Origin of the sequence: Candidatus Litorirhabdus singularis (genome assembly GCF_026262625.1) — a bacterium.
GTDB classification, from domain to species: domain Bacteria; phylum Pseudomonadota; class Gammaproteobacteria; order Pseudomonadales; family Halieaceae; genus Litorirhabdus; species Litorirhabdus singularis.
The window spans coordinates 1,187,734-1,204,722 of the sequence record NZ_SHNN01000001.1; the positions used below are offsets into that span (position 1 = coordinate 1,187,734).

Below are 16,989 nucleotides of genomic sequence, written 5' to 3' on the forward strand. Positions count from 1 at the left end.
CTATGGACTTTTCTCTGAGTGATGAGCAGCAGGCTTTTGTCGATAGCGCGCGCGCCTTTTCTGAGGGCGTGTTGGCACCTCAAGCAGCTCACTGGGATGAAACCTCGACCTTCCCCAAAGACGCGTTGCGCGAGGCGGGTGAGCTGGGTTTCATGGGTATGTATACGCCTGAGGAAGCGGGAGGTCTGGCCCTGCCGCGCCTTGACGCCAGCTTGATTGTTGAGGAGCTGGCCAAGGGTTGTACCACCACGGCGGCATTTCTGACTATCCACAATATGGCCACCAGCATGATCGGCAAGTACTGCTCGCAGTCTGTCATTGATGCCTGGTGTCCCGATTTGGTGATGGGCATTAAGCTGGCTTCCTATTGTCTGACCGAGCCCGGCGCCGGATCTGATGCGGCTTCGTTGCGCACAGCAGCGGTGCGCGATGGTGACGACTACGTCGTTAACGGCAGCAAGGTATTTATCTCCGGCGCTGGTGAGACCGATGTGCTGGTGGTGATGCTGCGCACCGGCGCTGCGGGTCCCAAAGGCATTTCCACCTTACTGATACCGGCCGATGCCGAGGGTATCAGCTACGGCAAGAAGGAAGACAAGATGGGTTGGAACGCCCAGCCCACGCGCATGGTTACCTTTGATAATGTGCGTGTGCCGGTGATCAATCGCCTGGGTGAAGAAGGCCAGGGCTTTGCTATCGCGATGGAAGGCCTGGACGGCGGGCGCATTAACATTGCGACCTGTAGTGTCGGTACTGCCCAGCAGGCATTGGAAGAAGCCACTGCCTATGTGCAGGAGCGGCGTCAGTTTGATACCGCGATCAGTGACTTTCAGGCCACCCAGTTCAAGCTCGCCGATATGCTGACCGAGCTGGTTGCCGCCAGGCAAATGGTGCGACTGGCTGCCAGCAAGCTGGATAATCGTGATTCCCAGGCCACTACTTACTGCGCCATGGCCAAGCGCTTTGCCACCGACGTCGGTTTTAACGTCTGCAATGATGCTCTGCAGTTGTTCGGCGGCTATGGCTATATCAAGGAGTACCCGATGGAACGGCATGTGCGCGATACCCGTGTGCATCAGATACTGGAAGGTACCAATGAAATTATGCGGGTCATCGTGTCCCGTCGTCTATTAATGGAAGGGGCCCTGGAGGTCATCAAATGAGTCTGAGTACATCCGAAAAACTGCAAGTAGAAATCAAAGGTCACACGGCGTTGATCACTATCAACAATCCCGCCGCCAACACCTTTGATACCGAAAGCCTGCCGGCGTTGCAGGACCTGATTCAGAAGCTGAATGCCGACCGCACCATCTTTGCTTTGGTGCTGACGGGTTCTGGCGATAAGTTCTTCTCTGCGGGGGCTGATCTCAAGCTGTTTGCCGATGGCAACCCCGATACCGCCCGCGACATGGCGGAGTATTTCGGTAAAGGCTTTGAGTGTCTGGCTGACTTCCGTGGCGTATCCATAGCTGCCATTAATGGCTTTGCCATGGGCGGTGGACTGGAAGTGGCTTTGGCCTGCGATATTCGTATTGCTGAAGAGCAGGCGCAGATGGCATTGCCAGAAGCCAAAGTAGGCTTGCTGCCTTGTGCAGGCGGCACGCAGCGTTTGTCCTGGCTGGTCGGTGAAGGCTGGGCCAAGAAAATGATTCTTTGCGGTGAGCGTATCAAGGCCGATGTTGCTGAGCGTATTGGCTTGGTAGAAGAGGTAGTGGCCAAGGGCGGTGCGCTGGAGCGCGCTCTGGAATTGGCCGAGCAGGTGGGAGACCAGAGTCCCATTTCTGTCACCTACTGCAAAGAGCTGATTGGCATGGCACGTGAAAATGCCATGGGTGAAGCGTTGCCCTATGAGCGGCAAAAATTCGTTGACCTGTTCACCACAGAAGATCAACGCGAGGGCGTGAATGCGTTTCTCGAAAAGCGTAAGCCGCAATGGAAGAACTGCTGATGTCCGAGAGTTCTGTACTGTGCAGTGAGTTACCTGCGGCCGCCGGCAAGGTTGGGCGCATCACACTCAACCTGGAAAGCACACTCAATTCGCTGAACCTGGAAATGGTGAACCTGCTGCAGGCGCAGTTGGACGCCTGGCGTGACGACCCCACTATTGCCGCCGTGTTTATTGATGGCGCTGGTGAGAAGGCCTTTTGTGCCGGTGGCGATGTGCAGGCGCTTTATGCCTCTGCTATAGCCAGTCCTGGCGGTCCCTGCGACTATGCAGAGACGTTCTTTGCGCGTGAATACCGCATGAACTATGACCTGCATACCTACCCCAAGCCTGTTATTTGCTGGGGTCACGGGATTGTTATGGGCGGCGGTTTGGGTGTTATGGCGGGCTGCAGTCATCGCATCGTCACCGAGCGAACCCGCATCGCCATGCCTGAAGTGACTATCGCCCTGTTTCCAGATGTGGGTGGCAGTTGGTTTCTGAATCACATGCCCGGTAATGCCGGGGAGTTCCTGGCTCTGACCGGTGCGTCTATCAATGCCACTGATGCCATCTACACCGGTATCGCTGACCGTTTCATTGGCAGTGAGCACAAGCAGGCTGTCATTGACGCATTATGTAAGCAGGGTTGGTCAGCGAGTAATGAAGAAAATGACGGACTGGTTCGCTCGGTGCTGCGACCGTTTGCCGAGCAGTGCATCGGTACCTGGCCGGCTGGACAGGTAGAGCCGCATATGGCGTCTATTACCGCACTTTGTGATGGCGATAATGTGCATCAGGTTATCGACAATATCACTGGTTTGGAGACGGAAGATCCGTGGCTAGCCAAGGCGCGAGACGGGCTGGCTCATGGTTCCAAGCTGGCCGCCAGCTGGATTCATCGGCAGCTTTGGGAAACCCGGCATGCGTCGCTGCTGGAGGTATTTCAGGCAGAAATTCAGCTGGCGACCACGGTTGTCCGGCACCCGGAGTTTGCCGAGGGCGTGCGAGCTTTGTTGATTGATAAAGATCGCAAGCCAAGCTGGAGTTACGCCGCTTCACGCGACGTACCTGGGAGTGTTCTGGACAGTTTTTTTACCGCGCCATGGGATAGTAATCCGCTGGCAGATTTGAGTCGGGGAGAATAGACATGGCGACAGTAGCCTTTATCGGTCTGGGTAATATGGGCGGCCCTATGGCCATCAATCTGGTTAAAGCAGGCCATGCAGTAACCGTATTCGACTTGGCGCCCCAGGCGCTGGAGCAACTGGCGCAGGCCGGTGCTGCAGTAGCGGAGAGCGCTTTGGCGGCCACGGCTGGTGCTGAGTATGTGATTAGTATGTTGCCCGCGGGCAAACACGTGGCGAGCGTCTATACTGGAGAAGAGGGTTTGCTACAGCAACTGGATAGCTCAGTGACTGTGCTCGACTGCAGCACCATTGATGCTGCTACGGCGCGTCAGGTGGGCGAGGCAGCTGCTGCGATCGGTATCGGGTTTATGGATGCGCCGGTGTCAGGTGGTGTGGCCGCAGCGGCGGCCGGTACGCTGGCCTTTATGTGTGGCGGCGATGCAGCTACTTTTGAAAAAGCCAAGCTGATTTTGGCGGCGATGGGTAAAAATATTTTTCATGCCGGCCCGGCTGGAGCAGGGCAGGTGGCCAAGGGGTGTAACAATATGTTGTTGGCTATTCACATGATTGGTACCACTGAAGCACTGGAGATGGGGGCCCGCAATGGGCTCGATCCGTCGGTGTTGTCAGAGATCATGTTGGCCAGCTCTGGACGTAACTGGTCATTGGAAGTGTATAACCCATACCCCGGTGTGATGGAGGGAGCTCCGGCGAGCAACGATTATCAACCAGGCTTTATGGTTGACCTGATGGTCAAGGATTTGGGACTGGCAATGGAAATAGCCGAACAGTCCGGGGTTGATAACGTCATGGGTAAACTGGCCCAGCAGCGCTACCTGAAGCATCAACAGGACGGCAACGGCGCGGTAGACTTTTCCAGCATCCTGCGGACTATTCAGGACTGATATGGAGCCCGCCGCACAGGTAGCTGCGCTGCTTGATAAGGCGGAATTGCATCAGACGCCCTGCGGCAATGGCGAATTGCGGTGGCAGCAGTGGTCCAGCGGCAGAGCTGGCCCGCCGCTTATTTTATTGCACGGCGGCTATGGCAGTTGGACACACTGGATAGCCAACATTCCCGACCTGGCCGCTTCTCGTAATCTATGGACTGTGGACCTGCCCGGCCTGGGTGATTCAGCTGACATGCGTAAACCCCATGCCACCAGTAACAGTGCCAAAATACTGTTGCGAGGTATAGATAGCCTGCTCGGTGCTGGCAGCGAATTTGATCTGGCCGGCTTCAGCTTTGGCGCTATGGTGGCGGCGCAGCTTGCCATACAGGCAGGCAGTCGCTGCCGTCGTCTGTTGCTCTGTGGGGCAGCAGGATTTGGCCACCTGCATGTACAAGTAGATCTGGAAAAACCACCCCGCGTGGGCAAGGATGCCGAGGAAGCGCGTGGTATTCATGCCAGCAATTTGCGCAGCCTGATGTTCGCTAACACAGAAACTATTGATGAGCTGGCAATTTATGTGCATGGGGAGAATCTCAGCCGTGCACGTATTAACAGCCGGCCGTTGTCCCGTACCGATGAATTGCTCAAATCTCTGCCACAGATCAAGTGTGCTCTGACCTGCGTCTGGGGCTCCCGCGATGCCACTGCCGGGGGTACTGAAAATATCGCCCAGCGGCGCAAACTAATTGAGCAAGCTCAGCCGAATGTCGACTTTCATGTGCTTAACGGCGTCGGTCATTGGGCCATGTACGAGTCTCCCGCTGCGTTCAATGCGCTGCTGACTGATTAACCTCTGGTCTGACTCGCGTGCGCAGTTGAGACAGGCGTTGTGCCTGCCTAATGTGACCGTTATGGTCATTAACCCTCTTCCATCATCAAGCTATGCTGCCTGCTTTACTGCTGCAGGAGTCTAGCGTGTCCTACGTCCTTGTTGATAAACCGCGCCCGCATGTTACTCAGATCACCCTGAATCGGCCGGAGCGCATGAACGCCATGGCGTTTGATCTGATGGTGCCATTTAAAGAAGCCCTGGAAGAAATCAGTTTTGATAACGACACCCGAGTGGTCATTATCACCGGTAGCGGACATGGATTTTGTTCCGGGGCTGATCTTGAGGACCCCGGCTGGATGGATATTTTTGATGGCTTGACCATGCCCGGTATTGCCCGCCGCGCCATGCGAGTGCTAGACGACACCATCAAAGCGATTCATAACATGCACCAACCCGTAATCGGCGCAATCAATGGCGCGGCTATCGGCGGTGGTTTCTGTCTTGCTATGGCCACTGATATACGTCTGGCGTCGGATAGCGCCTACTTCCGTCCCGCTGGCATTAACAACGGCCTCACCTCTGGCGAGCTGGGATTGAGCTATATGCTGCCCCGCGCTATTGGCAGTTCACGGGCGTTCGAAATTATGTTGACCGGCCGCGACGTCAGTGCCGAAGAAGCGCAACGGATTGGTCTGGTGTCGCAAACGGTTGCGGAAGCCGAACTGTTGGATGAGTGTTATAAGGTGGCGGAGCGAATTGCTGGCTTTAGTCAGCTGGGGGTTGAACTGAGCAAGCAGCTGTTGTGGGCCGGCATGGACGCGGGCAGCCTGCAATCACACATGAATCATGAAGGCCATGCGCAGTTGTTTGTGCGCATGACGACACAAAATTTTGAGGAAGCGATCAGGGCCCGCAAGCAGGACCGCAAACCTGATTACAAAGATTGATCGTCGGGTACAGTTTTCGCAAACAGGTTGTCTGCGTTGGCTGTGTTCAGCCTGTCAAAATCAAGCGCGCTGAGATTGAAGTAGATATCGATATCGGAACGCTTGATGTAGTAAGTTTCATCGATCTGAAACAAACGGATTTCGTAGCGTTCGCCGCCCGTTTGAGCCACTAGCGTGGGCGGTGCAGTTGTTTCATGCAGGATGGTCGCGGTTTCCTGACTCACTACGCCTGAGGCTATTAAATTTTCCAGTCCGTTGATCAGCTCATCGACAGCATCGACATTGGCCTCCCTACCAGTGTTCGATTGCCAGCCTGTCGCGCTGCGCTCAAGTGCGTAGTCCAGTCCCTCGACTCGCTCAATATCGTTCAACTGCAGCAGGGTCTGGTCAAACCATTGACCCTGCTGTGCAGGTGCGTCGAAGGCATTAAAAGTGATCGCGTAAATATCGTTACTGTCGGCGCGACGCGCATGCACCTTCCGAAAGCCCGGTGATGTGCCTAGATACAGGGTCGCGACAACCTCATCTCCGGACACCCATTCCAGTTTGCGCTGGTAGTTAGTGGTGGCAACCTCAAAGCGCAGCGCAGCGGCCTCGGTCTGGGCTACCGGCCAGCCCTGTTGCAGGCTGGGCAACTGTTGCAGCAGGGCTGATAGCTTGTCTTCGGCTGCGGGGAGGTAGTGGTATTCTGGTAACACCCAGTCGCCGTCTCTACGCTGGATAACCGTGCTGTTTGCCAGGTCGCTGATGATCAGGCGCTGAATGCTCTCGGGTTCAACAGTCACTACAGCGGTCTGCGCATCATTCTGCAGGGTTTGTTGTTGAGGCCAGAATATCCAGCTGGCAATCAGCAGCTGCACGACTAGCAGAGCAGCCAATAGTTTAATGGAGCGGTTCATGCTGCACCTCCCAGCTCACGCAGGTAGCGGGCCTGACGCGCGCGCCGGCTCCTGTTCTGCAGCAGCGCCAGAATGATGAGTGCGAGCAGGGCGGCGGCGTAATTAGTGTATTCCCAGAAGGCTTGAGTTTGCCGTTCAAGGGGCGGTAGCGTGCGATTGAAATGTGCATTGGAACGAATGCCCAGCAGGCCGCCGTCTTCCAATGACCAGTCTATAGCGTTGGCTATGAGCTCCAGCGGCCCCAGATATTGGCCGCCGGTTAGCGAGCTTATGGTTGTGAGTATGTCGTCGCGCAGAAAGTCATTGGAGGCGATCACCAACAGCCGGGCTGACTCTGGTGAGCGTTCTATGACGCTGGTTATTCTGTCCTCGCTGTCGGCTGGCGCTTGCAAGGGTGAGCTCTGGCCGGCGAAAAAGGATTCAAAGCGCCCGCTGATCAAAGTCGCGAGCAGCTCGCTGTGAGTTGCTCCAGGTGCGGCCCAGCTGCTCATGCCGCTGTCGTCCATACGTGGTAGTACGTTGCTGGAGGGTGATGTCCAGGCCGCGTCGGAACTACTGATAAGTGCTGTCACTTGACGTCCGGCGTTGCGTTCAGTGTCTATAATAATGGGGACCGCCCAGGGCACAGTGACCTGTGGCAACCCTCGGGTTATTGGATGCTCGGCGTTGAGTCCGTTATCTCGTGCGTCAATGAAATACGGATAGTCCACCAGAGCCGCGTCCTGGAACGTATAGCCGCCAACTTGACGTGTCACCGGGACCGGGAATGCGGAGTTCTGCGAGTCCAGCACCATCTCGCTGCCGAGATTAATGCCGTGGTGGCTGAGCCATTCTTGCAGGCCGCTGGGCCGGGGCAGCATGATCATGCTATTGCCACGGGTCTGCGAAATATACGGTGCTGTTGCCAGAATAACGGTGCCGCCACGCATCAAGTACTGGTCCACGGCAAACACCTGTTTGGAGGTAAAATTCTCTGGCGCCACCACTACCAGTAGATCGGTTTCAGCAGCCACCGCGCCGTCAGTCAGGTCTGCCATACGGATGGTGTGGTCCTGCGTAATAGCTTGTTCCAGGTTACGAAACTGCGGTCCCATCATGCCGTACTGGGCCAGGCGTGGGTTCATTTTCGGCGCTGAAAAAGCGACCGTGCGAGTAAAGCCAGTGGCAAAACGCTTGAGACTGGCATCCAGCGCCTGCTCGAAGGTAGCGGGGTCAAAACTTTCGGTGGGAACCTGCACCACCTGGCGCTCATCGGCCACTGTCAGGTAGAAGTAAAACTGGTTTTCATCTAATACCGAGGCGACCATGGGCTTGAACCCCCACTCTTCCTGAATTTGCCGGGCCACCTGGCCACCATTGGCTTCAGGCTCAAGCCAGCGCACGCTGAAGCCTCCACCAGCGCTAACGACTGTCGCCTGCAACTGCTCTTCTATGGCCTGTTTGTAACTGGCCAATTGGGGTGGCAGTAACTCGTCAGCGGACACATAGCCGATAAACTCGATGTCGCTGTCAATGCTCTCGAACAGATTGCCGCCAGCCTGATAGGCATAGAGGACCTGTTTGATCGCCCGAGTGATATTAAATTCGGGATTGCGTAATTGCACATCAATACTAGTGCTGGCGCCGGCCTTCACCTCAACCATTTCACCAAAACCTAATACTTCATGGCTGTCGCCGTACTCTACTAATATGTTGAGGTATGAGTTGACCACCGCCGCTTGATAACGATCAGCGACCTGGAATGGCACTGCTCTGATGCCATACTTCTGGTTGGCTTCGTCCTCTAGTTCGGGGCTATCGGAAGGGTCAATAATTTCGACCCTGACTCGACCCTGGCCTGCTACTTCATACTCCATCAGCAGGTCGCGGAGTTGTGGCACCAGTGGCGCCAGCAGGGGGTGGGTTTTTTCGCTGAAATAGCCGCGCAGCAGCAGTGGTTCCTGTAATTGGCTCAGATAGTTCCGGGTCGGCTCGGAGATGGAATAGAGCTGCCCCTCAGTGACATCCATGCGCCAGCGACTGACCTGGCTCAGCCAGGTGTTGGCAATAATCACGTTGATGACGAACAAGGCAATCAACAAGCGCCAACCACGGTGGCGCCGGGGTGATCCCGTCGCAGCCCAGCGCTCGCGTTCCAGCGTGTAGATATTCAGTGCCAGGAACACAACAATCAGGCTGATGTAATAGAACAGGTCGCGCAGATCGATTACCCCGCGTGTAATCGCATCAAAGCGGGCACCGGTGCCCACAGTCCGCATTAGCTCGGCGCCGCCGGTACCAAAGAAACCGGTCAGCAGGTCGCTGCCGAGCAGGTAGAACAGGCCGCACAAGGCCACGCTACCGATCATGCTGACAATCGGGTTGTCGCTGCGCGCAGACACATACAGGCCAATCGAGATATAGGCCGAGCCCAGCAGCGCTGTGGCCAGGTAGGCCGCAAGCACCGGGCCCCAGTCCAGATCACCCAGCCTCGCCACTGTCAGTGGTAGTGGCAGGGTGATCAATAAAGCCAGTAACAGCAGTGTTACGCAGGCGCGAAACTTACCCAGTACAAAATGGCGCAACGGTACCGGCAGGGTTAGCACATACTCCAACGTGCCAGTGCGGCGTTCTTCGCTCCACATGCGCATGGTGAGTGCGGCGCTGAGGAACACCAGTAAAATTGGCATCCATTCAAACAGCGGGCGCACATCGGCGACGTTGCGAGCGAAAAATGCCTCTCCCCAAAAAAAGATGAACAGGGTCACTGCTGCAAAGCTGCCAAGGAATAACCACGCCACTGGCGAAGAGAAAAAAAGCGTCAGCTCTTTGCTGGCGACGCGTTGCGTATTGGATTCATGCGGCATTAGCGACGCCCCCGGATTGGCTGACCTGGCGAAATACCGTTTCGAGATCCCTTACTTCGGCCGCGATGTGGAATAGCTTGCCGCCCTCACCGAGGATAGCCGCTGCGACCGCGGCGACCTGATTTTCAGCGTCCGCATGGTCTGCCAGGCCGATGCGATAATCCCACCTGTCGGCTACTCCCAGGTCCGTTTGGGTGACTTCTAGTAGTCCGGATAAATTGCCACACAGTGTTTGCACTTTGCTACCGGCCAGATCCGTGCGCAGGCGCAGGTGGCCGCTGTTGCGCAGATCCTGCAGTGATTCATCCAGCGCCAACTGACCCTGGTTAAGGATCAGGGCGCGGTCACAAATGGCGTCGACCTCCTGCATGATGTGGGTTGAGAGAATAATAGTGGCGGTGGCAGCGAGGCCTTTGATCAGATCTCGCATGTGCTGGGTCTGGCCCGGGTCCAGTCCATTGGTGGGCTCATCCAGAATCAACACCTTGGGCGAGCCAAGAATAGCCTGTGCCACTCCCACACGCTGCTTGTAGCCGCGCGAGAGTGTTGAAATGCGGTCGCCCAGGCGTGCCTGCAGTTCAGTGTCGCGAATGGCGCGCTTGAGCGATTGCGTGGCGGCTGCGCCGCGCAGACCTTTGAGCGTAGCGGCGTAGTCGAGATAGTCTGCAACACACATATCGGGGTAGACGGGCAGGTTTTCCGGCAGGTAACCCAACACTTGCTGAACCTCACGAGGCTGCTTTTCGAGGTCGATATTGTCTATTTCAATGCTGCCCCCGGAGGGCTCCAGATAGCCGCTGAGCATTTTCATGATAGTGGTTTTACCGGCGCCGTTGTGGCCCAGCAAGCCGACAATTTGTCCGCCCGGAATGGTAAAGGAAACCTTGTCTACGGCGAGTGCATCGCCGTAGGCACGGGAAACCTGATTGACCTTAATCATTCACGTAACTCCACAATGAGATGGTTGCAGCGCATTCTTTTCAGATTACGCGACAAGTTTCAAACGCTATCAGGGGAAGAAAATAAGCTTGATGATGAAGATCACCAGCACCACGTTGAGTACCTTGCGAATCAACCCCTGACCCTTACTGATTTGTGCCCGTGTGGCAATCCAGCCACCGATCGAGTTGCCCAGCGCTAGCACAGCGCCCAGCAGCCACAGCATCTCTACCCGACTGGCAAACACGACTAAAGCGACGGCAGTGTAACTGGCCACAATAAAGACTTTGTGCATATTAGTGCGCACAAGATCAAAGCCCATGACCCGATGCAGTACCGGCATGATGATAAAGCCGACGCCGAGCTGGATAAAGCCGCCGTAAAATCCTACCCCAACCATAAGCACATGCCCCCACCATAGTTGCTTGCGGGTCGGCGGGCTGCTCACGTGTTCTTGCTTGCCGTTATCAAATGCCATGATAACCATGACACCCAGCATGATCACCGCTACGGTGCGACTGAACCAGACACCTTCTAACTCTGTACCCAGCAGCGCTCCGACCACTGCACCTGGAATGGCGCAGGCAGCCAGTGACAGGCTAAGGCGAAATTCAGAATAGCCGCGGCGGAAGAAGGTGGTTGCGGCGGTAATGTTCTGGGCCAGTATGGCAATTCTGTTAGTGCCGTTGGCGACCGGGCCTGGCACTCCCATGAACAGCATGATGGGCACGGTCAGCAGCGAGCCGCCGCCGGCCATGACGTTGAGGAAACCGGCTGCAACCCCGGCAACCGCCAGTAGCGCTAGTTGCCAGATCTCCACTAGGGGGTCCAGGGTTCTCGCATGGTCACAAACTCTTCTGCAGCCGTGGGGTGAATACCGATAGTGGCATCAAAGTGGCTTTTGGTGGCGCCGGCTTTCATAGCGATAGCAATACCTTGAATAATTTCGCCAGCGTCCGGTCCCAACATATGAACGCCTACCACTCGCTCGCTGGCCGTGTCGACTATCAGCTTCATAAAGCTGCGCTCGTCGCGTCCACTGATAGTGTGCCGCATTGGCTTGAAGCCGGACTTGTATAAGGTGATCTCGCCGAATTCCTGTCTGGCCTCATCCTCAGTAAAGCCCACGGTACCAATATTGGGTTGGCAGAAGACAGCGGTGGCAATGAAGTCATAGTCCACGTCAGTGTTTTGTGGCTGAAACTGGCGGCGTGCAAAAGACATCCCCTCCGCCAAGGCTACCGGCGTTAGCTCCATGCCACCAATCACATCGCCCAGTGCAAAAATGCTGGGTTCATCGGTACGAAATTCGTTATCGACGGAGACGGTACCCGCTGCGGTGAGGCTGACATTGGTATTTTCCAGCCCCAGTCCCTCCAGGTGCGGCTTGCGACCAGTCGCATAGAGGACCTGGTCGACTTCAAGTTGGCTGCCGTCGGTAAGCGTTAGCACCAGACCATCGCTACCGCGCTCAATACTCGTCACGTTGGTATCAAAACGCAGGTCTACACCACTGGCGGCAATTTCATGTGCGGCGTGCTCGCGGATATCTTCGTCAAAGCCGCGCAGAAACAGCGGACCGCGGTATAGCTGGGTAACCTTCGAGCCTAAGCCATTGAAAATGCCGGCAAACTCTACCGCAATATAGCCACCACCGACGATGGCCAGACGTTGCGGAAACTCGTCCAGATCGAAGATTTCATTGGAGGTGAGTGTCAGGTCGCTGCCGGGAAATTCTGGAACATGGGGCCAGCCGCCAGTGGCAATCAGTAGTTTCTCCGCACTGTAGCGGGTGCCGTTAACAACAACGGTATGCGCATCGATAATACTGGCGCGGCCATTGATCACTTCTGCATCAACGCCATTGAGCAAATTGTCATAAATAGCGTTGAGTCGTTTGATCTCCTGCTTCTTGTTGTCTCGCAAGGTAGACCACTGAAACTGCGGCACTGCCGGTTCCCAGCCAAAGCCCCGCGAATCTTCGAAACCACGCCCGTACTCTGACGCGTAGACATAGAGCTTCTTCGGCACGCAGCCGACGTTGACACAAGTGCCGCCCATATAGCGGTCCTCGGCGACGGCGACACGGGCGCCAAAAGCGGCTGCCATGCGAGCAGCGCGGACTCCGCCGCTGCCAGCACCGATCACAAAAAGGTCGTAGTCCCATTCACTCAATGTTCTGCTCCAGCAATAAGTTAGTCAGGTCAGATACGTGAACACGTGCTGACCGCATTGTTGTTTGGTATGGCGTTCGGGTTTGCAGCATACTATGGCAATGACGATCTCAAGTAATAGCCCAATTGCTCCACAAACGAACTATAGCGCATCTGCGATGAATCCTAACCAGCTTATAGCCGAGTTGCGAACTCTTTTGCCGGCAGCAGCGGTGCTCACCGCCACGGAGCAACAACGGCCGTTTGAATGTGATGGCCTCTCCAGCCATACCGGGCTGCCGCTGGTTACCCTGTTGCCAACAACTGTCGCAGAAGTGCAGGCGGTAATGAGACTGTGCCACCGGCTTGGAGTTCCTGTGGTCTGCCGTGGTGCCGGTACCGGGCTGTCTGGTGGCGCCACGCCTTGGGCCGGCGGGGTGTTATTAGTGTTGTCGCGGCTGGACCAGATCCTGTCAATAGATGCACCGGGGCTGACGGCTGTGGTCGAACCTGGGGTGCGCAATTTGGCCGTTTCCGAGGCTGCCGCACCCTGGGGTCTTTACTACGCGCCGGACCCCTCTTCGCAAATTGCCTGCTCGGTTGGCGGCAACGTAGCCGAAAATGCAGGCGGCGTGCATTGCCTGAAATACGGCCTGACTGTGCACAATGTGCTGGCAGTCAAATTGGTGACTGTCAGCGGTGAGTTGGTGGAGATCGGCATAGACAGCGATGGACCCGACTTGCTGGCGTTAGTGATTGGATCTGAAGGGCTGCTGGGGGTGGTGGTCGAAGTCACGGTACGGCTGTTGGTGCTGCCGCCCGCGGTGGATACCCTGCTAGCGGCTTTTGATAGTGTTGAGGCAGCCAGTCAGGCGGTTAGTGCCGTGATTGGCGCGGGCATCATTCCCGCTGGTCTGGAAATGATGGATCGCCTCGCCCTGACCGCTGCCGAGGATTTTGCCGGGGCGGGTTACCCGCGTAACGCTGCTGCGATACTGCTGGTTGAGCTCGACGGCCCTGCCAGCGAAGTAGAACGCGATTTGGAAGAGTGTCAGGCGCTGTTGCTGGCCAGCGGTGCCAGCGGGGTGCAGGTCGCCGCAGATGCTGAGGAACGCGCGCTATTCTGGAAGGGGCGTAAGAACGCTTTTCCTGCAGTAGGCCGGCTATATCCAGACTATTACTGCATGGATGGAACCATCCCTCGCCGCTCGATTGGCGACGTGTTGGGCTTTATCAGCGAGCGCTCTGCGCATCACGATATGCCCGTCGCCAACGTCTTCCATGCCGGCGATGGCAATCTGCATCCGCTGATACTATTTGATGCCAATTGCGAGGGTGAGCTTGAGAAAGCAGAGCTCTTCGGCACTGAGATTCTGGAAAAGTGTATCGCGGTGGGTGGCACCATAACGGGTGAACACGGCGTCGGGCGTGAAAAAATTGACCAGATGGCGAGTCAATTCACTGATGCAGAACTGGCTCAGTTTCGGCGTATAAAGGCTGCCTTTGACCCCGCGGGCCTGCTCAATCCGGGCAAGACAATACCCACGCTCAAACGCTGTCAGGAATATCGGGCGTTGCGACATGAGCACTGATTGCACAGAGCAACTTGCCGCTCAGGTACGTGATGCCCGTGTCAGCGGAGACACTCTGGCGATATGTGGCGCCGGCTCTAAGCCATGGCGTAACCAACTGACTGGGGTGCGCTTGAATATGCTGGAGCATAGCGGCGTGGTTGCTTACGACCCCAGTGAGCTAGTGATTGTGGTACGCGCGGGTACCACTCTGGTAGAGCTGGATCGGTTGCTGGCTGAGCAGGGACAAATGCTGGCGGCGGAACCGCCCAGCTTCGGTGATGCTTCGACAGTCGGTGGTGCCATTGCGCTGGGCTGGTCGGGGTCGCGCCGACCCTTCGGTGGAGCCCTGCGCGATGCAGTGCTGGGAATTCGAATGATCAATGGGCTGGGCGAGGTGCTCAGCTTTGGCGGTCAGGTCATGAAGAATGTTGCCGGCTTTGATGTGGCGCGGCTGATGACCGGTTCCCTGGGGCATCTGGGAGTGATTCTTGAAGCATCCCTGCGGGTTGTGCCGATGCCGCCAGCTGAGGTTACCTTGCGTCTTGAGTGTGATTCGGCAGAGGCGGCTGTTCTCCGCGTGCGGGCGGCGCTGCAGGAAGGTGCGCCGGTAACGGGCGCGAGTTATTGCGCAGGCGTGCAGCGGGTGCGACTAGCCGGCCATGGCACAACACTAGCGATATTGTGCCAGCAATGGCAGGCACAGCAGGAGGATAATAGTTTCTGGGAGCAGCTGCGCCGCGTGCAGGCACCGGCAGGATTTCCAGCCGCCAGCGTCGATGACTGGAATGGGCAGCTTCAGTGGCGCTTTACCGAAGACGGCAATATTGCCAGACAAGCACTTGGCCGCGCGCCGGTGGAGCTCGCTCAGGGCCTCGATTTCAGTAACGCAGATCCAACACTGGCGGCATTGCAGGAACAACTGCGAGTGGCCTTTGATCCGCACGCAATTTTTGAGCAAACCCGATGAAAACCTCGATACCCGCTACTCTGTTGGATACGGCGCAAGGCCAGGAAGCGGAAAGCATACTACGTGCCTGTGTTCACTGTGGTTTTTGTCTCGCTACCTGCCCCACCTATCAGGTGGAGGGCAACGAGCTGGACAGCCCCCGTGGCCGCATTTACCTGATCAAGAATATGTTGGAAGGAGAGCCGGTCACTGCGGTTACCCGTAACCATCTGGATCGCTGCCTGACCTGTCAGGCCTGTGAAACGACCTGCCCCTCGGACGTGAATTATCACCGCTTGCTGGCTATTGGTCGCAGCACTGTGTCGAACTTGGTGCCGCGGCCGCTTTGGCAGCAGTGGTTGCGCAGCGCTCTGGTTCGGGGTTTTGCACAGAGGCGCATGGTCGCATTGCTGCTAAAAATGGGTCGCCCGCTAGCGGGCTTGAGCCCGGCGGCGTTGCGGGCTTATTTGCAGCCGCAGCGCGCCAAAATCAGTCCTCCAGCGGTGGTTGCCGGGTCGCGCTCGGTGATTCTGGTGCAGGGCTGCGTGCAACCGGGGCTGTCCCCAACCACCAATGCTGCGACCAGTTGGGTGCTGGCGCAGCTGGGTATTGGCACGCTCACAGTGGCTACAGAAGTGTGTTGTGGTGCTTTGGCAGCCCACCTTGACGCGGAGGAGCGCGCGGCACAGCAGGCGCGCGCCAATATTGACGCCTGGTGGCCCCACCTTGACGCCGGCGCGGAAGCGATAGTGATGACCGCCACCGGCTGCAGCAATCAGGTTATCGACTACGGTCGTTTGCTGGCCGATGATCCGGAATATGCCGAGCGCGCGGCGGCAGTCACTGAAAAAGTCAGGGATGTGGCACAAATATTACTGGCCGAGGACCTTAGTGCACTGGCGGTTACTAATGCACCGCGAATAAGTTGGCACTGTCCCTGCACCGGCCAGCATGGCCAGTCGCTGGATGCTCCCGTCAAAACTGTGTTGCAGCGGCTTGGGTTTGCGGTGCCTGTGGTTCGTGATTCCCATTTGTGTTGTGGTTCAGCGGGTACCTACTCGCTATTGCAACCGAAGATGGCCAAGGAGCTGCGCCAACGCAAATTGCTCAATCTGGAAAGCAGTGATCCGGAGCAGATAGTGACTGCCAATATTGGCTGTCAGGTGCACTTGGCAGGCGGCACTAACACGCCGGTGGTTCACTGGATCGAACTGCTGGCACGCAGCCTGCAGACTACAATACAAGCTCCAGTGAATTCGGAGCGGAATCATGTTTGAAGGTGAACACCCTGCGCGGCGCGCTTCTTTGTTGTCACGTGAATATGTGCAGACTCAAAACCGCGAAGGTTGGTTGGGACTGTGGTCAGAAGATGCGGTGATTGAAGACCCGATCGGTGTGTCGTATATCGACCCGACCGGGGAAGGACATCGTGGGCCGGCGGCCCGGGCGGCTTTTTACGACAGTTTTATTGCGCCGGCTAGCATTAGTATTGAAATTCACCAGTCCTATGCGGCGGGGCTGGAATGCGCGAATCACATTACCATTACGATTCTCCTGCCTGGTGCAGACGGTAAAAAGGTGCAGCAGCTTGTGCATGGGGTTTTTACCTACCACTGTGATGATGCGGGCAAACTGACCGCTATGCGCGGCTACTGGGATACGGAAGATCCCATTAATGCCATGACCGAGATCGAGGATGGCGCCGCCGACTGAGGGTTTGTTTCCCTCCCGTGATGATGCCGCGTATGGCAGACCGTGATTGACCTCGATCAAGCGATTAACTTTATGTTCCGCTAATTTACTCGCGTCGCTGGCGCCCGCCTGCATTGTGTACTACACCTGAGAGTAGGGTTTGACGTTGCCGCTGTCTGAAGTGCGCCCTTAACAGAGGTTTTGACCGCACCAA

Annotated in this window: 15 protein-coding genes; 10 read left to right on the forward strand and 5 right to left on the reverse strand. The window is 56.7% G+C overall.

The window, feature by feature from the left end; translation table 11 throughout:
• The first annotated feature begins 2 nt into the window (after positions 1 to 2).
• The 6 genes from EYC98_RS05350 to EYC98_RS05375 all read left to right on the forward strand — a co-directional run bounded on the left by EYC98_RS05350 (position 3) and on the right by EYC98_RS05375 (position 5,726).
• Positions 3 to 1,163 carry an acyl-CoA dehydrogenase family protein gene (locus EYC98_RS05350; protein ID WP_279244276.1) on the forward strand — a complete coding sequence of 387 codons (1,161 nt, stop codon included), beginning with the start codon at positions 3 to 5 and terminating at the stop codon, positions 1,161 to 1,163.
• Entirely contained in the window at positions 1,160 to 1,948 is a 789-nt protein-coding gene (locus EYC98_RS05355) for an enoyl-CoA hydratase (RefSeq protein WP_279244277.1), read from the forward strand. The genes EYC98_RS05350 and EYC98_RS05355 overlap by 4 nt, the downstream gene beginning before the upstream one ends.
• Positions 1,948 to 3,072 (forward strand): enoyl-CoA hydratase/isomerase family protein, encoded by a 1,125-nt coding sequence (locus tag EYC98_RS05360; RefSeq protein ID WP_279244278.1) that lies wholly within the window; start codon positions 1,948 to 1,950, stop codon positions 3,070 to 3,072. The genes EYC98_RS05355 and EYC98_RS05360 overlap by 1 nt, the downstream gene beginning before the upstream one ends.
• 2 nt (positions 3,073 to 3,074) lie before the next feature.
• Complete coding sequence (mmsB, locus tag EYC98_RS05365) at positions 3,075 to 3,959, forward strand: 3-hydroxyisobutyrate dehydrogenase (protein WP_279244279.1); 885 nt, start codon at positions 3,075 to 3,077, stop codon at positions 3,957 to 3,959.
• Position 3,960: 1 nt separating this feature from the next.
• Positions 3,961 to 4,797, forward strand: a complete 837-nt coding sequence (locus tag EYC98_RS05370) for an alpha/beta fold hydrolase (protein WP_279244280.1) — start codon at positions 3,961 to 3,963, stop codon at positions 4,795 to 4,797.
• 125 nt (positions 4,798 to 4,922) lie between these two features.
• On the forward strand, positions 4,923 to 5,726 hold the full coding sequence (locus EYC98_RS05375; protein WP_279244281.1) for an enoyl-CoA hydratase: 804 nt from the start codon (positions 4,923 to 4,925) through the stop codon (positions 5,724 to 5,726).
• On the opposite strand, the gene EYC98_RS05380 is transcribed toward EYC98_RS05375, so the two are convergent.
• The 5 genes from EYC98_RS05380 to gor form a co-directional block, all read right to left on the reverse strand.
• Positions 5,714 to 6,625: a DUF4340 domain-containing protein gene (locus tag EYC98_RS05380; protein WP_279244282.1), complete on the reverse strand. Its 912-nt coding sequence runs from the start codon at positions 6,623 to 6,625 to the stop codon at positions 5,714 to 5,716. The two genes, EYC98_RS05375 and EYC98_RS05380, sit on opposite strands and share 13 nt — an antisense overlap.
• Positions 6,622 to 9,471 carry a Gldg family protein gene (locus EYC98_RS05385; RefSeq protein ID WP_279244283.1) on the reverse strand — a complete coding sequence of 950 codons (2,850 nt, stop codon included), beginning with the start codon at positions 9,469 to 9,471 and terminating at the stop codon, positions 6,622 to 6,624. Before EYC98_RS05385 ends, EYC98_RS05380 begins: the two co-directional genes overlap by 4 nt.
• Positions 9,461 to 10,411 carry an ABC transporter ATP-binding protein gene (locus EYC98_RS05390; RefSeq protein ID WP_279244284.1) on the reverse strand — a complete coding sequence of 317 codons (951 nt, stop codon included), beginning with the start codon at positions 10,409 to 10,411 and terminating at the stop codon, positions 9,461 to 9,463. The genes EYC98_RS05385 and EYC98_RS05390 overlap by 11 nt, the downstream gene beginning before the upstream one ends.
• A 69-nt stretch (positions 10,412 to 10,480) precedes the next feature.
• Positions 10,481 to 11,230 (reverse strand): sulfite exporter TauE/SafE family protein, encoded by a 750-nt coding sequence (locus EYC98_RS05395; protein WP_279244285.1) that lies wholly within the window; start codon positions 11,228 to 11,230, stop codon positions 10,481 to 10,483.
• Positions 11,230 to 12,585 (reverse strand): glutathione-disulfide reductase, encoded by a 1,356-nt coding sequence (gor, locus tag EYC98_RS05400; protein WP_279244286.1) that lies wholly within the window; start codon positions 12,583 to 12,585, stop codon positions 11,230 to 11,232. Before gor ends, EYC98_RS05395 begins: the two co-directional genes overlap by 1 nt.
• A 157-nt stretch (positions 12,586 to 12,742) precedes the next feature.
• On the opposite strand from gor, the gene EYC98_RS05405 reads away from it, so the two are divergent.
• Genes EYC98_RS05405 through EYC98_RS05420 form a run of 4 tightly spaced genes read left to right on the forward strand, consistent with a single transcriptional unit; the run spans position 12,743 to position 16,796 of the window.
• Positions 12,743 to 14,155 (forward strand): FAD-linked oxidase C-terminal domain-containing protein, encoded by a 1,413-nt coding sequence (locus tag EYC98_RS05405; protein WP_279244287.1) that lies wholly within the window; start codon positions 12,743 to 12,745, stop codon positions 14,153 to 14,155.
• A complete protein-coding gene (locus tag EYC98_RS05410) occupies positions 14,145 to 15,104 on the forward strand; it encodes an FAD-binding protein (protein ID WP_279244288.1) in 960 nt (319 codons plus the stop codon). The genes EYC98_RS05405 and EYC98_RS05410 overlap by 11 nt, the downstream gene beginning before the upstream one ends.
• On the forward strand, positions 15,101 to 16,360 hold the full coding sequence (gene glcF, locus EYC98_RS05415) for a glycolate oxidase subunit GlcF (protein ID WP_279244289.1): 1,260 nt from the start codon (positions 15,101 to 15,103) through the stop codon (positions 16,358 to 16,360). The genes EYC98_RS05410 and glcF overlap by 4 nt, the downstream gene beginning before the upstream one ends.
• A complete protein-coding gene (locus EYC98_RS05420) occupies positions 16,353 to 16,796 on the forward strand; it encodes a nuclear transport factor 2 family protein (protein WP_279244290.1) in 444 nt (147 codons plus the stop codon). Before glcF ends, EYC98_RS05420 begins: the two co-directional genes overlap by 8 nt.
• The last annotated feature ends 193 nt before the right edge of the window (positions 16,797 to 16,989 follow it).

Excerpts from the sequence above, each read along its gene's own strand:
- EYC98_RS05350 (WP_279244276.1), top strand. The coding sequence starts at position 3 with ATGGACTTTTCTCTGAGTGATGAGCAGCAGGCTTTTGTCGATAGCGCG.
- EYC98_RS05355 (WP_279244277.1), top strand. The coding sequence starts at position 1,160 with ATGAGTCTGAGTACATCCGAAAAACTGCAAGTAGAAATCAAAGGTCAC.
- EYC98_RS05360 (WP_279244278.1), top strand. The coding sequence starts at position 1,948 with ATGTCCGAGAGTTCTGTACTGTGCAGTGAGTTACCTGCGGCCGCCGGC.
- mmsB (WP_279244279.1), top strand. The coding sequence starts at position 3,075 with ATGGCGACAGTAGCCTTTATCGGTCTGGGTAATATGGGCGGCCCTATG.
- EYC98_RS05370 (WP_279244280.1), top strand. The coding sequence starts at position 3,961 with ATGGAGCCCGCCGCACAGGTAGCTGCGCTGCTTGATAAGGCGGAATTG.
- EYC98_RS05380 (WP_279244282.1), bottom strand. The coding sequence starts at position 6,625 with ATGAACCGCTCCATTAAACTATTGGCTGCTCTGCTAGTCGTGCAGCTG.
- EYC98_RS05385 (WP_279244283.1), bottom strand. The coding sequence starts at position 9,471 with ATGCCGCATGAATCCAATACGCAACGCGTCGCCAGCAAAGAGCTGACG.
- EYC98_RS05390 (WP_279244284.1), bottom strand. The coding sequence starts at position 10,411 with ATGATTAAGGTCAATCAGGTTTCCCGTGCCTACGGCGATGCACTCGCC.
- EYC98_RS05405 (WP_279244287.1), top strand. The coding sequence starts at position 12,743 with ATGAATCCTAACCAGCTTATAGCCGAGTTGCGAACTCTTTTGCCGGCA.
- EYC98_RS05410 (WP_279244288.1), top strand. The coding sequence starts at position 14,145 with ATGAGCACTGATTGCACAGAGCAACTTGCCGCTCAGGTACGTGATGCC.
- glcF (WP_279244289.1), top strand. The coding sequence starts at position 15,101 with ATGAAAACCTCGATACCCGCTACTCTGTTGGATACGGCGCAAGGCCAG.
- EYC98_RS05420 (WP_279244290.1), top strand. The coding sequence starts at position 16,353 with ATGTTTGAAGGTGAACACCCTGCGCGGCGCGCTTCTTTGTTGTCACGT.